We start from the raw sequence: 18,937 nt of genomic DNA, 5'->3' as shown, positions 1-18,937 counted from the left end.
CGGATTTATGAATCCCGTATTTTATTTATTTGATTGGGAGCTTCAAGAGGAAGGGGTCCTCCAAGTGAAACATTCCATCCCTTATTCAGAACTCGATTATTCAACTGAAGAAGAGATTGCAAAGAATGGAACACCCCTTGAATTCGGCCACACGTTGGAGCAGCAATTGCAGGGTCAAATCGATGCCGGTTTTGTCATTGCCGGGTTTTACGAAGATACCTTCGGAGGGGAAAAGCTCTTGGACCGCTATACAAACAGCTTTATTGCAACACGAGCCATAAAACCTAAAGAATAATGGATGTTTCGCGATGTTGTGATAGGGCCAATCGTTGAGCTTTGTTTACGATTACAAGAACCGGATTCTCGTAGGGATCCGGTTCTTTTCTTTTTGTACCTCCTTGTATTTACGATCATTCAAACTCTATCTTTTCCGAATTTTTAATCGGGCGAGTCCCTTGCCGTTTTCTTTGCGTGCCCAGTAAAAACAGTCCAAGCAGGATGGCGAGTGCAAGAAAGGCTGCGAACAACCGAAAACCAACATTAGTCGCATGAATAAGGGCATCCCTTGATGAACTCATGTCATGATTCTGGGTCCCCGACAACAAATGAGAAGCAACATCAGACTTTGCCACCCATTGAATGATGACCAGAACAAGCGCTTGGCTGATCGCACGGCACATATTGTAAACGGTCCAGAACACTCCTGATGCAGGTCCGGCTTGATTTGGTGGAGCCGCTGACAGCACAGCTTTCGCAAGCGATGGCCAGGAGAGCCCGGTTGCTGCAGATATAATCAAAAGCGGAATGATGACAGCTGCACCCGACATCTCAGGGCCGAGCTGTCCGAGTAATAGGATCGCAAGACCAATTAGAAACGAACCGAGCAATATCATTCTTGCCGGGCCGAAACGGTCCGCAAGTTTGCCTCCTAAGGGAGCCGTGAACAGTTGGGGTACGGATAAAGGGATCAACATGAGCCCTGCTTCCAAGGGACTGAGGTGTTGAGCACCTTGCAAATACAGTGTCAATAGAATGGAAACAGCGAAATAACCGATGCAATAACTCGCCGTGATTCCAAGCCCAATAGTATAATCCCGATAGCCGAGGAGACCTAGATCAAACAAAGGGTGACGGACTTTTTTCTCAATGAAAACGAATGCGGTCCAAAGGAGAATTCCAAGTGCGAGCAGCCCAAGCGTTATACTCGATACCCATCCCCAAGTTTGCGCTTCGGACAAGACTATGAGAAATGCGGTTAATCCTGTCCCATAGGTAAGTAAGCCTGGCCAGTCCGTCCTGGCTTTTTGCAATTCCGCAGATTCTCTTAAAATAAAAAATCCGGCGATTAAGCCCAGGATTCCGAGCGGAACGATAACGTAGAACATGGAGCGCCAACCGAACCCGCCGATGAGTGCCCCTCCGACAACAGGGCCGAGAAGAGATCCGGTCACCCATGCGATGTTGTTGATGCCAAGGGCCCTTCCAAGCTCTTGGGGAGGAAAGGTCCGCATTAGAATCGGGGTGGATGCTGCCATCGCCATGGCAGCCCCTGCTCCTTGCAGCAGACGAGCGAGGATCAATACCGTACCGGAACTCGCCATTCCGCAAAGAGCGGTAGCAATAGTGAATAAAGCAAATCCCCATAGAAAAATCCGTTTCGTTCCGAACATGTCTGACCAACGGCCGGAAGGAAGCAAAAATACAGTACTTGTGATGTAGAACGAGGTAAGCGTCCACATTCCCAGTTCAAGCGAAAGATGCAAATCCTCCATGAGTGGAGGGAGACCATTGACCACAATCGTCGCATCCAAATTCGTGATAAAGGACACAAGCGTGACGACAAACAATACGGACCATTTGCCCGATTTCCTACGTGTGATCATAAAGGGTACCTCCTCGCTGGGACTGTTACGCTTATGGTCCGCCAGAATTTTTTTTGGATTTTCATCTGATAATACGTGAGTTGCAAGTCAGCGTATATCATGCTACCCCTCCTAAACGCTTTTTTCATCTTGCTTGAGACTTTGCACAATTTTAACACTTCAGAATATAAATGCCGCCGAAAATGGAGCATCTATTTTGGGCTGGTTGAGTTTAAAAAAGAATTGAAGCTCGTGGATGCTATCTTCACGCATTAGCTATTGACTCTCTCGCAAGGTAAAGGTTTATGATCTAGAAGAGGTTAGCTGCATCTAAAAATATGGTTTGAAAAAATAAGGATAAGAGAGACGCTTAACATAAAGGGTTTTTTATTGCGGTGGATGAGGAGGAAAATACATGCCGAATACTTGTGTTCTATGCAACGCCGATCTTCCTCAGGGGATTACCTGCGAATCGATTTTCAACGAATTTTTGGCACTTGAATTCAACGATCCCAGCTATGGACGGGTTCACTTTCTCACCGTTGCCTCCTACATGGTTCAACACCAAGGTTATAGCGATGAGATGTACGCTTGGGTCCAATCCGCATTACAGAAGCATTTGGAGGAAGGCTACGCTACGGAGTTGATTCGCCAAGATATGGCCAAAGGACCCGGAAGCACGAAAGGGATTCGAAGGCCATTGGATGCGCAGCCTCTCCCCAAAATATCTTGGACCATGACGATCGCTGACGTGGCAGCGCAGATGTATGACGCCGAAAGCTATTGCAAGCTCATCGAGCAGTGGGGACGCACTACGCTGAAAGAGATGGGACCCCTTGTTTTGAAAAAATGACACTGGGGGTACCAAGATCAACACCACAACGAAACATTACAAAAAGGGCATCCAATTTGGAGGCCCTTTGTTGTTTGAAATGATATTGACCCACACGATGGCGCATCGTTGCCATTTATTGCCTGAGATGATAATCTTGCGTCAGGAGCCTTATGAAATACACCCGACTCCAATAAATCATTACCATCTGGCTCACTTACAAATATGCCCTCTCGTATTGCTTCGGAATGTTGGTCTGCTCTTGCTTCAGAGCAATCGCAGCATGCGTTGCCCAGTAGGGGTCTCGCAGCATACCGCGGGCTATCGCCACTAGATCGGCATCCCCGTTACCAACGACGGCATCAGCCAGTGAGGGATTTTCCAGCATCCCCACCGCAACGACAGGGACGTTCAGGGCTTCTTTGATGCTTCGGGCGAACGGCACCTGGTAGCCTGGATAGTTACCGGGCTTTTTCAAGCCTGCCGGGCCCTCACCGCCCGAGCTGACATGGAATACATCCACTCCAGCGTCCCGGTAAGCTTCGCATAGACGGAGCGCGTGTTCGATGTCATAGCCACCGTCCGCGTATTCGATAGCCGAAATCCGGAAGAAGAGCGGCATGTCGGCCGGCATCTCTTTTTTCACGGCTTGTATCACCTTGACGCCGAAACGGGTCAAGTCTTCACCGTATTCGTCGTCCCGCATGTTAGTTTGCGGGGATTGGAACTGATGAATCAAATATCCATGTGCCCCATGCAGCTCGATCGTGTCTACACCTGCTTGGACAGCGCGCCGTGCCGCGTCGCCAAAGAGCTGCACCTTTTGTTCGATTTCATCTGTCGTTAGTGCTCGAGGCAGCCGGTAGCGGGAACCTTGGAACGCGATCGCCGAAGGGGCGACCGGAACTTCTGCATCTTCAGCCTTGCGGCCGGCATGGGCGATTTGTATGCCGATTTTGGCACCGTGGGAATGGACCCCATCGATGATTTTAGCGAAGTAAGGGATATGCTCGTCGGACCACAGCCCCAAATCGTAATCCGTAATGCGGCCATCCGGCTCCACATCCGTCATTTCCATCATGATCAGTCCGGCGCCTCCGATGGCGCGGCTGGTGTAATGGACATAATGCCACTCATTAGGCTTGCCGTCTTTAGATGTAACTGAGTTCTGCAGCATGGGAGCCATAATTATGCGATTCTTAAGCTGCAGTCCCTTAATTTGATAGGAGGAAAACAAACGCTGATTCATATTGAACACCACCTGTTTAGAATGATTAGCGAACTGAAGTATCCGGAATATGGCTTCATCTTACAGCAACCTGACTTCCTGAAGAAGAACTCCGTGTGTATTCATATTGCTACGAATATCCTCACTACACCTATAACTGGCAAAGCTGCTATTGGTAGTATCAGCCTGAGAGGAGCGACCACCGACATGAATGATGATCAAAAGCGTCTGGAGATCGGCCAATTTTTGCGATCCCGCCGGCTGCGGCTGACGCCGCAAAATGCAGGTTTGCAGCATGCCGATTTCTCCAGAAGAAGAACGAAGGGGTTACGGCGTGAAGAAGTCGCCGCACTCGCGGGAATCTCGCTGCCTTGGTATACTTCGCTTGAACAAGGCAAGGACATTAATGTATCCGATGAGGTGCTGGACAGCCTGGCTCGTGTGCTGCGTCTGAATGAGGACGAGCATAAACATCTGTATCTCCTCGCCAGACCGCCTAGAACCGCTTATAAAGGAGACGTTGAACAACCGGCCGTGTCGGACTCGCTGAAGTATTTGTTAGACCAAATGCCATTATGCCCGGCATATATTTCTGACCGGAGAATGAATGTGCTGGCCTGGAACTCGTTAGCCTCTTCCGTGTTTGGCTCCTTTGGGACTTCTGACAGCCGCGAGCGCAATATGATTTGGCGCATGTTCAAGCTGTCGTCTTACCAAACGATGTTCATCGATTGGGAAAACCTTGCCGGATCGCTGCTTGGCCATTTCCGGGCGATGTACACCCGGCATATCGAGGACCCCTGGTATACCGAATTTATTCAAGAAATGACGGAAGGCAGTCCCGAATTCGCGGCAAGATGGGACAATTATGTCGTTGGGTGCTCGAGCCAGCATCCCCGCGTGATTGCGCATCCCAAGGCAGGCTTGCTCAACTTGTCGACACATCTTTTCCCTGTCCAGGACAGCTCCTGTCAATTCCTGAGCGTATTTACACCTGACTTGAAGGACGGCTCGGTGGAGCGTCTGGCCATCTTGGCGGATCAGTCGCTGAAGCAAACATCTGCCGTCTTGAAAGGGTAGGAATAGCCGAAAAGAACATCCCTGGTACTGCAAAGTTTTAAGTGAGCCAGAGAACGATAAATTGAAATTTTGTTAAGATCAGGGTATGAAGAAGGACCAGTTCACGTTGTGGAACTGGTCTTTTGGTTCTGTGATTGCAGGCTAAGAAAGCAACATCAGAGGACAAGAGCGTGTTGCTGGTTATCTGAAATCAACATCGTAAAAAATTTATCAACTTTTTAAACAAAAATGTTTAATAAGTGTTCGAAATCATATAATCTGTATACAAGGAAAGCAAATGAATTCAAAAATGGAGGCGTTCACATGAATGGTTGGATTCAGGCGGGTTCGGTAGAAGAGATTCGAAATCAAGGGCCGAAGTTGATCAAAGGGGGCATCGTCGTTTTTTATCACGAAGATCAAGTGCATGCGCTTGATAACCGATGTCCTCACCTAGGTTTTCCTCTACATATGGGCAGTTTGTGCAACGGAATTTTGACATGCCACTGGCATCATGCAAGGTTTGATGTATGCAGCGGGGGAACGCTCGACCCATGGGCGGACGATGTTCCTGTACATGATCTTACCGTGCATGACGGATTGATTTGGGTCAACCCAAGTTCCCGAAACGGTAATCAAGTACAACGGTATAAGGATCGGCTTCTAAGCGGACTTGAACAAAATATCGGTCTTGTCATCGCAAAGGCCATCGTCGGATTAAGGGAGGCGGGCGTTCCGGGGAAGGAAATCGCGGCGGTCGGGATCGAATTTGGAGTCAAACAGCGCAGGGAAGGGTGGGGCTCCGGATTAACGATTCTGACTGCGATGACCAACATTCTGCCCAAGCTGGATAAGCAGGGCCAGATCCTAGCGTTGTTTCAAGGATTGCTGCACACGGCGAGCGATTCAGCCGGAAGCGGAACGCGCTTCTTGCTCGATCCGCTTCCGAATACAGACGTCTCCATAGTACGGTTAACGGAGTGGTACCGCGAGTGCATCGAGGTTCGGGATACGCGCGGCGCGGAACGGGTGCTTCTGACCGCCGTTCAGGCGGGGGCGGATGAGAGCCGGTTATTCTCCATGCTGAGCATGGCGGCGACGGACCATTTTTATATTAATGGAGGCCACACACTGGATTTCCATAATAAAGCTTTTGAGAGCTTGAAGTATGTCGGAGACGATCAGCGCGCAGATGTCCTCGCTTCGCTCGTTCCGATGTTTGGGAACGCATCGCGCAGCGAGGAGCTTCATAGCTGGCAATCTCCGGTCAATCTGGTTCAGCCGTTGAAGGAAGCGTTCGAGGAGTTGTCCAGGAAGGGAGTTTCACATGGAAAAGGGGGCTCCGAGATTGACGAGGAGGAACTGCTTCAAGCGCTGCTCGGAGACGAGCCGCTTCGAACGATTCGCTTGTTAAAGGAGGCTTTGCTCTGTGGTGCCTCTCCGATGCGTTTATCACAAATTGCCGCATTGGCTGCGGCTGAACGGATCGTCCGCTTCCATATCCATAACGATTTCGGAGACTGGATTTCGGTACTGCACACGTTCACGCATGCTCACGCGGTTCATGAAGGCTTGATTCGTTCCGCCGATCCAGGGCTGGTTCGGGGGATTTTTCATACGGCGGTTACCATTTACCTCGACCGGTTTTTGAATATCCCGGCTGCCCCGAGACCAAGTGCAGTTAGCTCGAGCGAAGAAGTACAGCAGCCCTCGGAACTGCTGGAGATTCTCGATAAGCAGCAGCAAGTGGCGCCGGCTGCGGCATGGGTGATGCGTTACCTGCGCAGCGGCGGTAAACCGGAGCCATTATTCAACGTCCTGGGTCATGCACTGCTGCGAGAGGATGCGGAATTCCACTCCTTCCAGATGTACGAGGCAGCCGTGGCGGAATATGACCGCTGGGCATCCGAGTCTGGGCCGCTTGCTGAGAAGGCGTGCGAAACGCTGATCCTTGCAGTTACCCGTTATTTGGCAGCGCATGCTCCGACTTCCCGTGAGTTGCCTCATACGGCGAAAATTGCATGGCGGCTCCATCGCGGAGAGAAATTGTTCGAGGAAGAATAGGTGATTCGGTGACGATGTCATTCCTATGATGTAGAATGAATTGTGCTGGAAATAGGCTTTCGATATCATCGGTGGCCTATTTTCTTTTGTATAGAAAAGAGATCATGTACTATTGAGAGCTGCTTTAAGCTGTAAAAGATATAGCGATGTAATTACATAATATTTTTTTGTAATGTACGTGGCTTTTTGGCTCCCTCTGGTGTCTAATTCATTGTAAATCAAGAGGAGGTTCACATCATGTCAGGAGCTCACGACACACAACCTGTTTATCCGGATGAACAGGCGATCATCACAAGCTTTGAAAGAGCGTATGAGCAGTATCGTCAAAGAATCCGCAACTATTTTTCGCTGAAATTAAACCCGATGGTTGCGGATGACTTGACTCAACAGGTATTTTTGAAAGCTGTCGAAAACATTCAGAGCTTTAAAGGCAGCTCTAATTTATTCACGTGGATATTTAAGATTGCTCAGAACACCGTCAAAAACGAATACCGGAGGTTGTCACGAAAAAAAGAATCTCCTTTTGATTTTACAGATTATGAGTCACAGTCGATCTCCCTTGAGTTTACAAAATTTGTTGATTTTCGAATTGATATTGGAGCTGCGCTAAAAGAATTAGATGAGGTTGACCAAGAAATAATTGCACTACGTTTTTTTGTGGATTTGACCTTATCTGAAATCTCCAACATCATTGGAATGCGTGAGAGTGCCGTAAAGAACAGATTGTACAGATCACTGGAAAGACTAAAAAAAGAATTGAAAGAATGGGGGGAAATTACCATCATGTCTATTCAAGATTTGATTTCAATTGTAGATAAGGGTGGCAGCGAGAGCACGAGCAAACGTTTGAAAAAGGTTCAACAAGATTTGTTTGCTGAACTCAGCAATAATGTAGAGCGTATCTCGACAAAATACAACTATCATCCATCACAAAAGATAGTGATTGAAATATACCCGGATCTTCCAACGTTTCATCGAGCTGTAGGCGAAGCCGATGCACCCAATTGGTTTATGGGCACATATGAAGGACATATTCTTAAAATCGTATCACCGTTGAATCCAGGACCTGAGCATACGTATCAATCCATCCTGAAAAGCACGGTCCATCTGTTCACCATGTGGTTAATTAATGAAATTAATAGCACGGCTCCGAAATGGATAAGGCAGGGGATAGGCGGATATGAAGCGAAACAAATGACTCAAGACTTTATTAAAGGCTCGACAGAAGATGCCATCCGCAATTTGGCGATCCCAACATTTGATGAGTTAAATGATGATACTTGGGATTTTGAAACGATGAAAGGATTCCAGTTCTCCTATATGTTCGTCGAATTTGTTGTTGAGCAATATGGAATGGATACTTTAAACAAAGTGATCCGTAATCCGCATGATTTTAACGGAATCTTTCAATGTTCTGAATTCGAACTGCATAAGAAAATGGTTGAGTATATCAGTGGATGATTGCCTGTATAAGGGTACCATCTGAGGTTGAAAATCACCGGCATGTATGCCGGTGATTTTTTTGTTAAACGTTCTATTTTACAAACCATTAAAGCGCTTAAGCATCTGAATAAAAGCCTCCAGGCTGGAGTCGTCCCAGTCCGAAATGCGGTGATAAAATTCAGCTCCTTTTTCATTCATGGCCAGAACGGCTTTGTCGCGTCCCAAATCAGTTACAGACAGCACGACGCCGCGGCGATCATGGGGGTCGGGTTCGCTATGAACATAACCTGCTTTTTTGAGCTGGGCGACGAGTCTGCTTACGGAGCTGCGGTCCATAGCCAAGGATTCAGCCAATGAGGTAGCGCTGGACGGACCGTAGGCTAGAAGCCATCGGACCAGCAGGAACGCAGCGGGCTGCAAGTTCGGATCAAATACAGCCGCCGTTTTTACATGAAGGGCATGGGAAGCGCTTAACAGGGCATTCAACTGCTGACCAAGATGGATTTCCAGCTGCGCTCTCCCGGTTTCGTGATTGTTATTGTCCATAATAAACTCCCATCGATTCCAAAATATTTGACATATATCAAACAATTAAATATAGTTGAGATATATCAATTATATGAAAGATATAAGCACTCATCAAGTTCAATGCATCTAAGTAAGGAATCGGGGAGGAATAAATCATGTACGATCCAATTATTGCGATAACAGGGGCGACGAGAGGCTTAGGACAATTGGCAGCCATTAGCCTGGCTAAGCAAGGCGCCCATCTAATATTAACGGCGAGGAGCGAAAGGGCAGCGGAAATAACGAGAGATATACTTAGCCAGCATGCCCCCAATGCAAAGGTGGACTTTTTTTTCGGTGATCTTTCACTTATGGACCAAGTCAGACAGGTAGGGAATGAAATACGCTCTGCTTATCCTAAAATTGATGTATTGGTAAACAATGCGGGCTTGCATGGTTTCGAACAACGTATTACCAAGGATGGATACCCGGAGATGGTAGCGGTCAACTATTTAGCGCCTTGGCTGCTGACGCATCTGCTGCTTCCTTCGCTGAAGAATGCTGAGCAAGCAAGAATTATTAATGTAGCTTCCGAAGCCTCCCGCCATCACGGGGAACTTAAGCTGCCCCAAGACCTTACTGACACAGCGGAGTTTTCGCGATGGGGTTCCTCCAAAATCTATGGAAAGACGAAACTGTTGAATATCATGTTTACGGGTGAAATGTCGCGGCGGTTGGACGGAACAAGCATCACAGTGAATGCGCTTAATCCCGGTTTCAACGTTACGGGTCTGGGACGTGAGCTAGCGTTTTCATCGGTTCTCGAGAAAGCATTGCGATTTTTAAAAATTGGGGATCCGCGGAGAGGTGCGGGGATCATCGTTCAATTGGTCACGGATTCAAGGTATCGGGATGTTACAGGCGGGTATTTTAATGTCGGTTCCGGGAAAGCGATCACTCCCGTACATCCCGGCGGGGATCCCAACACGCAAAGTCTGTTATGGAATGCCACTGAGACATTGTTAAAGCCCTTTTTATAAAATAACTTTGAGATCATCTTGCGGAGATGGTGCGTTTTACAATGACGATGAAAAGGGGAAGGGCATCATTAAGAAAGATGAAAACCCTGCCGGCTATGTGCTGGCAGGGTTTTGTTGAATCTAATTCTTCTGTTCGGTCAATATGATCGGTCCATCCGCAGTTATGGCGATCGTATGCTCGTACTGCGCAGAAAGTGAGCCGTCGGCGGTTCTTGCAGTCCATCCGTCGGCATCAACCGTCATGAATGCTTTTCCGGCATTGATCATCGGCTCAATCGTCATAACCATTCCTTCCTTCAAGCGGAATCCTTTGCCCGGCTTCCCGACATGGGGATAATTAGGTTCCTCGTGCATCTCGCGTCCCACGCCGTGACCGAGCAGATCCCGCACCACCGAGTATCCGTTGCGCTCCGCATGGCTTTGAACCGCGTGCATCACATCACCGATCCGGTTTCCGACGACGGCCATTTCGATACCAAGGTATAAGCATTCCTTCGTTACCCGCATTAAATTACGGGCTTCTTCCGACACCTCGCCAACTGCATAGCTCCAAGCTGAATCGCCGATCCAGCCATCCGCTTCCGCGACAATATCGATGGTGACGATATCGCCTTCCTTGAGTGGTTTAGGGCTCGGAAAACCGTGCGCAATGACGTCGTTGACAGACGCACAAGTCGCATACGGATAGCCGTTGTAGCCGACCGTATAAGCCCTGGCGTTATTCTCCTTCAGGAACCGCACAGCGAACAACTCAATGTCGAGCGTTGTGACTCCCGGCCGGATCATTCCTGCAATGGCTTGATGAAAAGCAGCGACAATTCGGCCAGCTTTTCTCATTTGTTCAATTTCCGCTTTCGATTTCAGGGTGATCATTCCGATTATCTCTCCTTTGCCTGTATGCCTGAAAAAATCACGTCAATGATGCCTTCGACATCCGTCTCATTGCGCATATTGTGGTGGATGTTCAATGCTGCACAGCCAACCAGCGAGCCAAATATCAGATTAGCTATCTTCTCCGGTGATTTAGAACCGGTTCCATCACGAATCATTTCCACAAACGGTATATAGATCCGATCCTGAAAATGGTCTGACAGCTTGATAAACCGGTTGCCCGGGAAGTGATGAAAGTTATCCGCGACCGTTTTAAGCAATATAAATACGGAGGGATCTTGGATGCATTCCTTCAGAAGCAGCCTGGAGAACGACTCCGCTGTATGCAAACTGCCGCCGTCTCCGGTCATAGCAGATTGTACTGCCGACTCCGTCCGATATAGGGCATCCCACAATAAATCTTCCAAAAGCATGTGCTTATTTTTGTAGTAATGATACACGGTTCCGTAGCCGAGCTCAGCCTTGACCGCAACATCGCGTATTTCCAATTGGATACCCTTCTCCAAATATACTTCCGCTGCTGCCTGCATGATTTGGTTCATCCGCATCTCGCGGATCGCGTCATTCTGTTCTTTGGTACGAGGTGACATGGCTCCTCCTTTTTAGACCTGCAGTAATGTCAATGTAAAAACAATATACATCATGTGACGGATTTGCGCAATCAGAAAGAAATGCAGAAATGAAATGGTCTTTTTGGGAAAACATAATGGGAGGGTGTAAAGCATGCCATTCATGAGAAATTGACCCAACAGGATAGGTAAGGTGACTCCTTAAATGAAAAAACGGACTTCGTTTCCTTTAAAAACAACGGGTGAAATGCCTTCGTCCTATTGTACGGAGCTAGTTCCATCGCTGGACCGGAACGTCGAAACGCTTAAGGGCATACTGGGGAACGCCGACGATGTCGTCTTTCGCCCCTTCCGGATAGGCATGGAGCTGGATGCTCAGCTGGTTTATATTCCGGACATGTCGGACAGACTGGAGATCGATAACAACGTTTTGAGACCGCTCATGATGCTGGCGGAAGGCCAGCCCAAGGATTTTTCCTCCATCAAAAACCTGGCTTTACCCATCGGGTCTATCGAGGAATCCGTCGATGCTTATGCGTGCGCCAAACAACTGATTAAAGGTTATCCTTTGCTGCTGCTTGAGGATTGCGACCGGGCTCTGGTGCTGAAGATCGCGAAATGGGATAAACGGTCGGTGGAGGAACCGGAGACCGAGACATCACTGCGGGGGCCCCGTGAAGGATTCACCGAATCGATCTCGACGAACTTGTCACTCATGCGGCGGAAGATCCAAAGCGTCAACCTTAAATTAAAATCGCTTCGAATTGGACGCGATACGGAAACCGAGATTTATATCGCTTATATGGAGGGCATTGCAAAGCCGGCCATGATCCAAGAGGTAGAGAACCGCCTGAGTCGTATCGATATAGACAGTATCCTGGAAACGGGTTACATTGAAGAGCTTACTGAAGACGATCCTTATTCCCCGTTCCCTCAACAACAGTTCACAGAAAGGGTAGATATCGCGGCGGCTGGATTGCTCGAGGGCAGGGTCGTGATCCTGGTCGACGGTACGCCTGACGTGCTGATTGTTCCCGTAACGCTCGTTACTTTGCTGCAGGCGGCAGATGACTACTATAACCGCTCCTTATACTCCAGCTTGCTGCGCATGCTTCGTTACTTCGCACTATTCATTTCGCTGATGCTTCCTGCTACGTATATCGCCCTTCTGACTTTCCATCAGGAAATGATTCCGAACAAATTATTGATGAGTATTGTTTCCTCACGGGAGGAGATCCCGTTTCCGACGATTGTGGAGGTGTTAATGATGCAGATGGCATTCGAGGTGCTGAGGGAAGCGGGACTTCGTCTTCCCCGGCAAATCGGTTCGGCAGTAACGATTGTCGGTGCGCTCGTTGTGGGCGAAGCCGCCGTATCCGCCGGCCTGGTATCGGCACCGATCGTGATCATCATCGCCTTTACAGGCATCGCTGGATTTACAGCCCCGCATTATTCATTGGAATTCTCGGTCCGCCTGCTGCGCCTGCTGCTTATTCTGGCTGGAGGTCTGCTCGGTATCCTTGGCGTCATGTATGGTCTGATTGCCATTGCAATCCATTTGTGCACATTGCGTTCTTTCGGAGTGCCTTATTTGTCCCCGATCACGCCTTTTGCGGCTAACGAGATGAAGGATGCGGTAGTCCGAGCTCCTTGGTGGACCATGATCATGCGGCCGGGCTACTCGAGAAAAAACAACCGCCGGCGACTTGCACCGGGGAAGCGGCCAAATCCGGGAAACGGGGGCGAACGTTGAGAAGATATGAGAAAAAACAAGTCTATATCTGTCCTGATTCAACTGTGCAAACGGCTACTGCCATTAGCGGCCTTGTTGTCCTTGACCGGCTGCTGGGACAGTGATGAAGTGAACAGCTTGGCGATCGTCACGAGTGCGGGAATAGACCGGACGAAGGATGGAGCCATCGAACTAATATTGGAAATCGTCGCTCCGCAGCAACAGCAGCAGCAGAGCGGAACGGGGCAAAGCAGTGGCCAGAAAGGCGGAAAAGGCACGACGATCGTACGGTACGCAATCGGTGACACGGCGGCCGATGCACAGGGACGGCTCCAATGGAAGCTGCCGAGAACGATTTATTGGGGGCAGCTTCAGGTGCTGGTTGTCGGGGAGGAGCTCGCGAGGGACGGGTTTCGCGAACAGCTGGATTACCTCGTACGTGTCAATGAAATTCGCCTGCGGGTGATGCCTTTTGTAACTCACGGAAAAGCTCTGGATTTTTTCGACTCGCATTTTTTGCTGGAACAGACCAAAGCGGGTTTCTTGCAGAGCGAAGCTGCCCGCGTGTTTCATAAGCCGTTGACGTTAAGTCGGCTCGTTCAGCGTCTAAGCAGCGACGAGGACACAGCGGTTCTCCCTTTCATTAATATCCCGGAGGACAGAGGAGACAGAGGAGGGGAGCCTTACATCAAGGGTTATGCGGTCTTTAACCAGGGGCGAATGGTCGGAACGCTGACGGGGAACTCGTTCCTCGCCGCAAAGTGGGCAACGAATCAATTGAAGAACGATGTCGAAACTGTCAACGTAGGGAATGAGTCTCCCGCCCGGGTGACCTATACGACCCTCGCTGCAAAGTCTCGTTTGATTCCAATCCGTAAGAATGGGGAGTGGCAAATGAACATCCGAATCGAATCGGAGATCAATATGATCCAAAATACATCTCGTCTCCCTATGGCTGAACCCCAAAATGCCCGTTTGCTTGAAGCAGCGGCGGCTGAACATATTCGGGAGGTCGTAACACAGACCGTCCGTGATACCCAGCGTATGCACGCTGATATTTTTGCTTTCGGTGAAGCGATCAAACGCAGAAATCCACATGAGTGGAGCCGCCTTGAACCGCAATGGAACCGTTTCTATCCAGAGATGGATTTCAAGGTGGAAGCCAGCGTGAAGCTGCGGCGCATCGGTATGAACAGCATTCCACTGGGACGACAGCATAAGGAGCGTACCAAGCCATGATTTGGATGAAGGTGGCGGGAATAACGGTGGTCGTCGTCATCATCGCGTGTTTCGAGTGGGTTCGCTTGGACATCGGCCGTGTCCGGGAACGGGTTGTGCTTGTCTCAATTGCCGGCTTGAGCTGGATAGCCGCCCTGATGGCCGTTTTATTTCCGGAAATGCCAGGGCCCATCCGATGGGTGGAGTGGCTCTACAGACCACTTTCCGGCTTATTAAGTTGATGAGGTGTTGGAGATGGTGGATAAAGGAAAGATTTCCCGGGGGCAATTAGCATTTATGCTTTATTCCCTGATGGCCTATGACGGGCTGCTGCTGATTCCCAAAATTGCGGGCGAGAAGGCGGGGCGGGACTTGTGGTTGTCACCCGTATGGTCACATTTAACCGGCATTATGATGGTGCTGGCCATGCTGCGGCTCAGCCGGATGTTTCCGGAAGAATCCATTATCGTTTACAGCAAACGTATTTTAGGAAAATGGCTGGGTATAGCGGCAGGGTTTATCTTCGTGTTCTATGCCTTTTATCTGACCAGCGTGATCTTGCGGATATACACCGACTTCATATCTTCTGTATTTTTGGAAAACACCCCTACCGTAGTCATCTCTGGCGGAATCATGTTCCTTGTTGCCTATACGGCTAGGGGCGGCGTCGAGGTGCTTGGGCGGTTGGCACAGTTGTTTATACCGGCTACAATCGTTGTGTTTGTCATATTGAGCATTCTTACAATCCCTGAATGGGAGTTATCGAACGCTTTGCCGATCTTGGGAAAAGGGCCTATACCATCGCTCAAAGGAGCCACCGTTCCGTTCACATGGTTTGCAGGGTATATTTTGCTAGGGCTGTATTACCCGTTATTGTCCGATAAACGAAAGGTAACATTGTTCGTTATGACTGCCTGGTTTGGTGAAATGATTACATTGGCCGCATCCGGGCTTATATCTGTATTCCTTTTTGGCGAGTATACCAGTACGTTGAACTATCCCTTTATCGAAGTCGTTCGTTATATTGCACTCGGTGAATTCTTTCAGCACATCGATGCTTTGCTGCTTGCTGTATGGCTGCCCGGCACATTTATCGAGCTGGCCACTTATCATTATGCAACCGTAACGGGAATAGCCGAATGGACGGGGCTCAAGAATTATCGGGCGCTCTCCTTTACGCTTGGATTTTTGGTCCTGGTTGTAAGCTATTGGGGCATTACAAGCGATATTGATTTTGAACGTTATTTAGCGACGAGTCACATCTGGTTCGACTTCTCAGTGCTTGTGTTCGGCCTGCTTCTCTTTCTGGTGGCATGGATCCGCAGCAAGCTGGGAGCCTTAAAGTATAATTAGGCGTAATAATCTGTCCGAAGGATTTCGTTTATATAAGTTGAATGCTGAGGCTCAGAAAGTCTATTCTGACAACAGACGTCCATAGAAATTCACATCATCTCATGGTACATTGTACGACGACAAGAACATACACAGAGAAAAGCCGCATAACTGCGGCTTTTTTTATTTTAAACAATGCCTGGGTTACAGGACGTTGTTTCAGTATCCAGAATACCCGACAATAAGAGACTTCACAGCTTGTGATGGAAAATCAAATGTAAGCCTATTTTTGATAATGCGACGAGAAACGCCGTTGACAAAACCAGCTACTACGTGTTACTTTATAGCGGTAGTAAGTATTACTTCATACCAGTCACACAGAATAGCAAGGAGCGATTGTGTTGGAAAATTTAACGGAAATGCTTAAAGGCGTGCTTGAGGGCTGCGTCCTTGAAATCATAAGCCGCCAAGAAACCTACGGCTACGAAATTACGCGGCAGCTGAACGCCCTCGGCTTCACAGATGTTGTGGAGGGAACGGTATACACCATTCTGATCCGGCTTGAAAAAAACAAGTTGGTGGAGATCACCAAGAAACCATCCGACATGGGACCGCCGCGAAAGTTTTTCGCGATCAACGACGCGGGGCGTGAGGAGCTGCGGAAGTTCTGGGAAAAATGGGAGTTTGTATCATCCAAAATAAACGAGTTAAAGGAGAAGGGAAAATGAATTTTTGGGAAAAAATCACCGGCAGCGACATGACCAAAGAAATGAAAGCCTTTGAATCGCGGGCCCAAAAGCTGCCTGCGGATTATCAAGCGGCGTGGAAAAAAATTAATGCCAACCTTTGGGTGCATTCCGACTTCACCGGCCGCAACCTCATGCCGATTCTTGACGGTGTGCTAGGCCTTCTTGAAGAAACTGCGGTGGACGGCCAGAGTGTTCAAGAGGTTTTGGGTGACGATATCCAAGGCTTCTGTTCAGCGCTGGCTGGCGAAGAAGGAGCAAAGTCTTTTCGTGACAAGTGGCGCGAGCAGCTCAACCATAATATCGCCAAAAAATTAGGCAAATAGGAGGAGGATCACATGAGTATACGAGATATCATCGAAGGCAAAAAAGAGTGGCGGGCGCACGTGGCGCGAGTCAAAGCGCTCCCGCGGGATTATCATATCGTGTATAAGGAGATTCAAAAATATCTCTTTAAAGTAGGCCCTGTGGAGCTAACCGAAGGGACCGGTTTACTCTCGGGAATCGTCGATCTTTTTGAAGAGGGCGCAGCTTTGAGGAAAGGCGTGCTCGAAGTGACGGGAAGAGACGTAGCGGCTTTCTGCGACGATCTCATCAAAGATTCAAAAACTTACGCTGACATCTATCAGGAAGCGGTTGCCCGAGAAAGTAACAAGGCCATAAAAAAGGTAACGGATAAAACAAAGTAAAAGAGGGGTACCCGGATGGAAAAACTAATTGAAGTGGAAGGTCTGCGAAAATCTTTTAAGGACACAGAAGTTCTAAAAGGCGTCGATCTTGAAGTGGGGCGAGGTGAGATTTTCGCCCTGCTTGGCTCCAACGGGGCGGGCAAGACGACGATGGTCAGAATCCTCACCACGCTCCTCAAACCGGACGGAGGAACCGCCAACGTAAACGGCTGTGACGTCGCATCACAGCCCGACCGGGTACGACAATCGATCAGCCTGACCGGGCAGTTTGCCGCCGTGGACGAAATATTGACCGGGCGGGAAAATCTGATTATGATCGCCAAGCTGCGGCACCTCAAAAATCCGCGCCAGGTCGCGGATCGTATGCTGCAACGCTTCGGCTTGACGGACGCCGCTGACCGCAAGGCAGTGACTTATTCGGGAGGGATGCGCCGCAGACTCGACATCGCCTTGAGCCTTGTGGGCAATCCGCAGATCATTTTCCTCGACGAGCCGACTACCGGTCTTGACCCCGAGGCCCGCATCGAGGTTTGGAAGACCGTCAAGGAACTTGCCGGCGGCGGCACGACGATCTTCCTGACCACGCAATATTTGGAGGAAGCCGAGCAGCTTGCCGACCGTATAGCCATTCTGCATGAAGGCAGGATTATTGCGAGTGGCACCCTCTCTGAGCTGAAAAAGCTGTTCCCATCCGCAAAGGTAGAATATGTAGAAAAACAGCCGACATTAGAAGAGATATTCCTCGCAATCGTCGGAAAGAAGGAGGCTATGTAAATGGAGACAGTCAAAAATCACTTTTTTAGCGATATGGGCGTTATGCTTGGACGTTCCATGCGTCATATATTCCGCAGCATGGACACCATCATTACGGTCTGTATCACACCGATTGCGATGATGCTGCTGTTTGTCTATGTGTTTGGCGGCGCAATCCACACCGGAACGGATAACTATGTGAACTACCTGCTGCCCGGCATCCTGCTGATTGCGATTGCGAGCGGGATATCCTATACGGCTTACCGCCTGTTTATGGATAAGCAGCGGGGCATTATTGAGCGGTTCCACTCCATGCCGATTGCGCGTTCCGCCGTGTTATGGGGACATGTGCTGACCTCGCTGGTATCCAACATGATTTCTCTTGTCGTCATCATCCTTGTAGCGCTCCTTATGGGCTTTCGTTCCTCGGCAGGGGTTCTGCCATGGCTCGCTGTAACCGGTATACTCGTGCTGTTTACACTGGCTTTGACATGGGTCGCAGCGATTGCCGGATTGTCCGGAAAATCGGTCGAAGGGGCCAGCGCATTTTCCTATCCGCTGATCTTCCTGCCATTTATCAGCTCGGCCTTTGTGCCGACCGATTCGATGCCGAAGGTCGTTCGGGCCTTTGCCGAAAACCAGCCGGTAACCTCTATTGTAGAAACCATCCGTGCACTATTGTCAAATCAACCGGTAGGCAATGATATCTGGATTGCTCTGGCATGGTGCGTCGGCATTATGCTCGTAGCTTATGTCTTTGCGATGAGGGCGTACAAAAAGCGGGCGTAACATGGTATTCTCCATCCTTCCTGCCTGCCGTCTCGAATTCAGCAAACCTTCCATTGATCGGAACATTGCATACATTTTTATTCACGACTTCTGGGCTGCGGTCTACCGTGCAATCATAGATTTCACAGATGGCACTGACGCGGGCTATTAATCAAACAGCAGCAGTCTGGACTATTGTTTTCT

At 49.2% G+C, this 18,937-nt stretch carries 20 protein-coding genes; 15 read left to right on the top strand and 5 right to left on the bottom strand.

The window, feature by feature from the left end:
* Positions 1–64 precede the first annotated feature (64 nt).
* Positions 65–295 (top strand): hypothetical protein, encoded by a 231-nt coding sequence (locus GCU45_RS34525; RefSeq protein ID WP_425281251.1) that lies wholly within the window; start codon positions 65–67, stop codon positions 293–295.
* Positions 296–410: 115 nt separating this feature from the next.
* On the opposite strand, the gene GCU45_RS01960 is transcribed toward GCU45_RS34525, so the two are convergent.
* Positions 411–1,883, bottom strand: a complete 1,473-nt coding sequence (locus tag GCU45_RS01960; protein ID WP_152397862.1) for a DHA2 family efflux MFS transporter permease subunit — start codon at positions 1,881–1,883, stop codon at positions 411–413.
* 394 nt (positions 1,884–2,277) lie between these two features.
* Between GCU45_RS01960 and GCU45_RS01955 the strand changes: the two genes are divergently transcribed.
* Positions 2,278–2,715, top strand: a complete 438-nt coding sequence (locus GCU45_RS01955) for a DUF5946 family protein (RefSeq protein ID WP_152397861.1) — start codon at positions 2,278–2,280, stop codon at positions 2,713–2,715.
* Between the two features lie 196 nt (positions 2,716–2,911).
* On the opposite strand, the gene GCU45_RS01950 is transcribed toward GCU45_RS01955, so the two are convergent.
* On the bottom strand, positions 2,912–3,943 hold the full coding sequence (locus tag GCU45_RS01950) for an NADH:flavin oxidoreductase/NADH oxidase (protein ID WP_152397860.1): 1,032 nt from the start codon (positions 3,941–3,943) through the stop codon (positions 2,912–2,914).
* 186 nt (positions 3,944–4,129) lie between these two features.
* On the opposite strand from GCU45_RS01950, the gene GCU45_RS01945 reads away from it, so the two are divergent.
* The 3 genes from GCU45_RS01945 (at position 4,130) to GCU45_RS01935 (ending at position 8,506) form a co-directional block, all read left to right on the top strand.
* Positions 4,130–5,002, top strand: coding sequence for a helix-turn-helix transcriptional regulator (locus tag GCU45_RS01945; RefSeq protein ID WP_167527063.1), 873 nt, complete (start codon positions 4,130–4,132; stop codon positions 5,000–5,002).
* Positions 5,003–5,305: 303 nt separating this feature from the next.
* Positions 5,306–7,045 carry a Rieske (2Fe-2S) protein gene (locus GCU45_RS01940; protein WP_152397858.1) on the top strand — a complete coding sequence of 580 codons (1,740 nt, stop codon included), beginning with the start codon at positions 5,306–5,308 and terminating at the stop codon, positions 7,043–7,045.
* A gap of 237 nt (positions 7,046–7,282) precedes the next feature.
* Complete coding sequence (locus tag GCU45_RS01935) at positions 7,283–8,506, top strand: RNA polymerase sigma factor (RefSeq protein ID WP_152397857.1); 1,224 nt, start codon at positions 7,283–7,285, stop codon at positions 8,504–8,506.
* A gap of 78 nt (positions 8,507–8,584) precedes the next feature.
* On the opposite strand, the gene GCU45_RS01930 is transcribed toward GCU45_RS01935, so the two are convergent.
* Complete coding sequence (locus GCU45_RS01930) at positions 8,585–9,034, bottom strand: MarR family winged helix-turn-helix transcriptional regulator (protein WP_152397856.1); 450 nt, start codon at positions 9,032–9,034, stop codon at positions 8,585–8,587.
* A gap of 134 nt (positions 9,035–9,168) precedes the next feature.
* Between GCU45_RS01930 and GCU45_RS01925 the strand changes: the two genes are divergently transcribed.
* Positions 9,169–10,035, top strand: a complete 867-nt coding sequence (locus tag GCU45_RS01925) for an SDR family NAD(P)-dependent oxidoreductase (RefSeq protein ID WP_425281281.1) — start codon at positions 9,169–9,171, stop codon at positions 10,033–10,035.
* A gap of 120 nt (positions 10,036–10,155) precedes the next feature.
* Here the strand turns inward: GCU45_RS01925 and map are convergent, their stop codons facing one another.
* Both map and GCU45_RS01915 read right to left on the bottom strand, forming a co-directional pair.
* Positions 10,156–10,908 carry a type I methionyl aminopeptidase gene (gene map / locus GCU45_RS01920; protein ID WP_152397854.1) on the bottom strand — a complete coding sequence of 251 codons (753 nt, stop codon included), beginning with the start codon at positions 10,906–10,908 and terminating at the stop codon, positions 10,156–10,158.
* Between the two features lie 5 nt (positions 10,909–10,913).
* Complete coding sequence (locus GCU45_RS01915) at positions 10,914–11,516, bottom strand: TetR/AcrR family transcriptional regulator (RefSeq protein ID WP_152397853.1); 603 nt, start codon at positions 11,514–11,516, stop codon at positions 10,914–10,916.
* A 184-nt stretch (positions 11,517–11,700) separates the two neighbouring features.
* Here GCU45_RS01915 and GCU45_RS01910 point away from each other — a divergent pair, with 184 nt between their 5' ends.
* The 9 genes from GCU45_RS01910 to GCU45_RS01870 all read left to right on the top strand — a co-directional run bounded on the left by GCU45_RS01910 (position 11,701) and on the right by GCU45_RS01870 (position 18,754).
* Positions 11,701–13,248: a spore germination protein gene (locus GCU45_RS01910; RefSeq protein WP_244364391.1), complete on the top strand. Its 1,548-nt coding sequence runs from the start codon at positions 11,701–11,703 to the stop codon at positions 13,246–13,248.
* Positions 13,249–13,254: 6 nt separating this feature from the next.
* Positions 13,255–14,466: a Ger(x)C family spore germination protein gene (locus tag GCU45_RS01905; protein WP_152397852.1), complete on the top strand. Its 1,212-nt coding sequence runs from the start codon at positions 13,255–13,257 to the stop codon at positions 14,464–14,466.
* Complete coding sequence (locus GCU45_RS01900) at positions 14,463–14,687, top strand: HD domain-containing protein (RefSeq protein ID WP_152397851.1); 225 nt, start codon at positions 14,463–14,465, stop codon at positions 14,685–14,687. Before GCU45_RS01905 ends, GCU45_RS01900 begins: the two co-directional genes overlap by 4 nt.
* A 13-nt stretch (positions 14,688–14,700) precedes the next feature.
* Positions 14,701–15,798, top strand: coding sequence for a GerAB/ArcD/ProY family transporter (locus GCU45_RS01895; protein ID WP_152397850.1), 1,098 nt, complete (start codon positions 14,701–14,703; stop codon positions 15,796–15,798).
* A 398-nt stretch (positions 15,799–16,196) separates the two neighbouring features.
* On the top strand, positions 16,197–16,505 hold the full coding sequence (locus tag GCU45_RS01890) for a PadR family transcriptional regulator (protein WP_280117547.1): 309 nt from the start codon (positions 16,197–16,199) through the stop codon (positions 16,503–16,505).
* On the top strand, positions 16,502–16,849 hold the full coding sequence (locus tag GCU45_RS01885) for a DUF1048 domain-containing protein (protein WP_152397848.1): 348 nt from the start codon (positions 16,502–16,504) through the stop codon (positions 16,847–16,849). Before GCU45_RS01890 ends, GCU45_RS01885 begins: the two co-directional genes overlap by 4 nt.
* 12 nt (positions 16,850–16,861) lie before the next feature.
* Entirely contained in the window at positions 16,862–17,212 is a 351-nt protein-coding gene (locus GCU45_RS01880; RefSeq protein ID WP_152397847.1) for a DUF1048 domain-containing protein, read from the top strand.
* Positions 17,213–17,227: 15 nt separating this feature from the next.
* Positions 17,228–17,986, top strand: a complete 759-nt coding sequence (locus GCU45_RS01875) for an ABC transporter ATP-binding protein (RefSeq protein WP_152397846.1) — start codon at positions 17,228–17,230, stop codon at positions 17,984–17,986.
* Positions 17,987–18,754 carry an ABC transporter permease gene (locus GCU45_RS01870; protein ID WP_145159372.1) on the top strand — a complete coding sequence of 256 codons (768 nt, stop codon included), beginning with the start codon at positions 17,987–17,989 and terminating at the stop codon, positions 18,752–18,754. It begins immediately after the preceding gene.
* Positions 18,755–18,937: the final 183 nt, after the last annotated feature.

The sequence above is a fragment of the Paenibacillus cellulositrophicus genome (assembly GCF_009363095.1).
GTDB lineage: Bacteria > Bacillota > Bacilli > Paenibacillales > Paenibacillaceae > Paenibacillus_AQ > Paenibacillus_AQ favisporus.
Note: the sequence above shows the minus strand (reverse complement) of the source record. Positions and strands in the feature narration are given on the sequence as shown.

Excerpts from the sequence above, each read along its gene's own strand:
- GCU45_RS01955 (WP_152397861.1), top strand. The coding sequence starts at position 2,278 with ATGCCGAATACTTGTGTTCTATGCAACGCCGATCTTCCTCAGGGGATT.
- GCU45_RS01880 (WP_152397847.1), top strand. The coding sequence starts at position 16,862 with ATGAGTATACGAGATATCATCGAAGGCAAAAAAGAGTGGCGGGCGCAC.
- GCU45_RS01935 (WP_152397857.1), top strand. The coding sequence starts at position 7,283 with ATGTCAGGAGCTCACGACACACAACCTGTTTATCCGGATGAACAGGCG.
- GCU45_RS01895 (WP_152397850.1), top strand. The coding sequence starts at position 14,701 with ATGGTGGATAAAGGAAAGATTTCCCGGGGGCAATTAGCATTTATGCTT.
- GCU45_RS01910 (WP_244364391.1), top strand. The coding sequence starts at position 11,701 with ATGAAAAAACGGACTTCGTTTCCTTTAAAAACAACGGGTGAAATGCCT.
- GCU45_RS01900 (WP_152397851.1), top strand. The coding sequence starts at position 14,463 with ATGATTTGGATGAAGGTGGCGGGAATAACGGTGGTCGTCGTCATCATC.
- GCU45_RS01890 (WP_280117547.1), top strand. The coding sequence starts at position 16,197 with ATGCTTAAAGGCGTGCTTGAGGGCTGCGTCCTTGAAATCATAAGCCGC.
- GCU45_RS01885 (WP_152397848.1), top strand. The coding sequence starts at position 16,502 with ATGAATTTTTGGGAAAAAATCACCGGCAGCGACATGACCAAAGAAATG.
- map (WP_152397854.1), bottom strand. The coding sequence starts at position 10,908 with ATGATCACCCTGAAATCGAAAGCGGAAATTGAACAAATGAGAAAAGCT.
- GCU45_RS01905 (WP_152397852.1), top strand. The coding sequence starts at position 13,255 with ATGAGAAAAAACAAGTCTATATCTGTCCTGATTCAACTGTGCAAACGG.
- GCU45_RS01875 (WP_152397846.1), top strand. The coding sequence starts at position 17,228 with ATGGAAAAACTAATTGAAGTGGAAGGTCTGCGAAAATCTTTTAAGGAC.
- GCU45_RS01870 (WP_145159372.1), top strand. The coding sequence starts at position 17,987 with ATGGAGACAGTCAAAAATCACTTTTTTAGCGATATGGGCGTTATGCTT.
- GCU45_RS01915 (WP_152397853.1), bottom strand. The coding sequence starts at position 11,516 with ATGTCACCTCGTACCAAAGAACAGAATGACGCGATCCGCGAGATGCGG.
- GCU45_RS01950 (WP_152397860.1), bottom strand. The coding sequence starts at position 3,943 with ATGAATCAGCGTTTGTTTTCCTCCTATCAAATTAAGGGACTGCAGCTT.
- GCU45_RS01930 (WP_152397856.1), bottom strand. The coding sequence starts at position 9,034 with ATGGACAATAACAATCACGAAACCGGGAGAGCGCAGCTGGAAATCCAT.
- GCU45_RS01960 (WP_152397862.1), bottom strand. The coding sequence starts at position 1,883 with ATGATCACACGTAGGAAATCGGGCAAATGGTCCGTATTGTTTGTCGTC.
- GCU45_RS01945 (WP_167527063.1), top strand. The coding sequence starts at position 4,130 with ATGAATGATGATCAAAAGCGTCTGGAGATCGGCCAATTTTTGCGATCC.
- GCU45_RS01940 (WP_152397858.1), top strand. The coding sequence starts at position 5,306 with ATGAATGGTTGGATTCAGGCGGGTTCGGTAGAAGAGATTCGAAATCAA.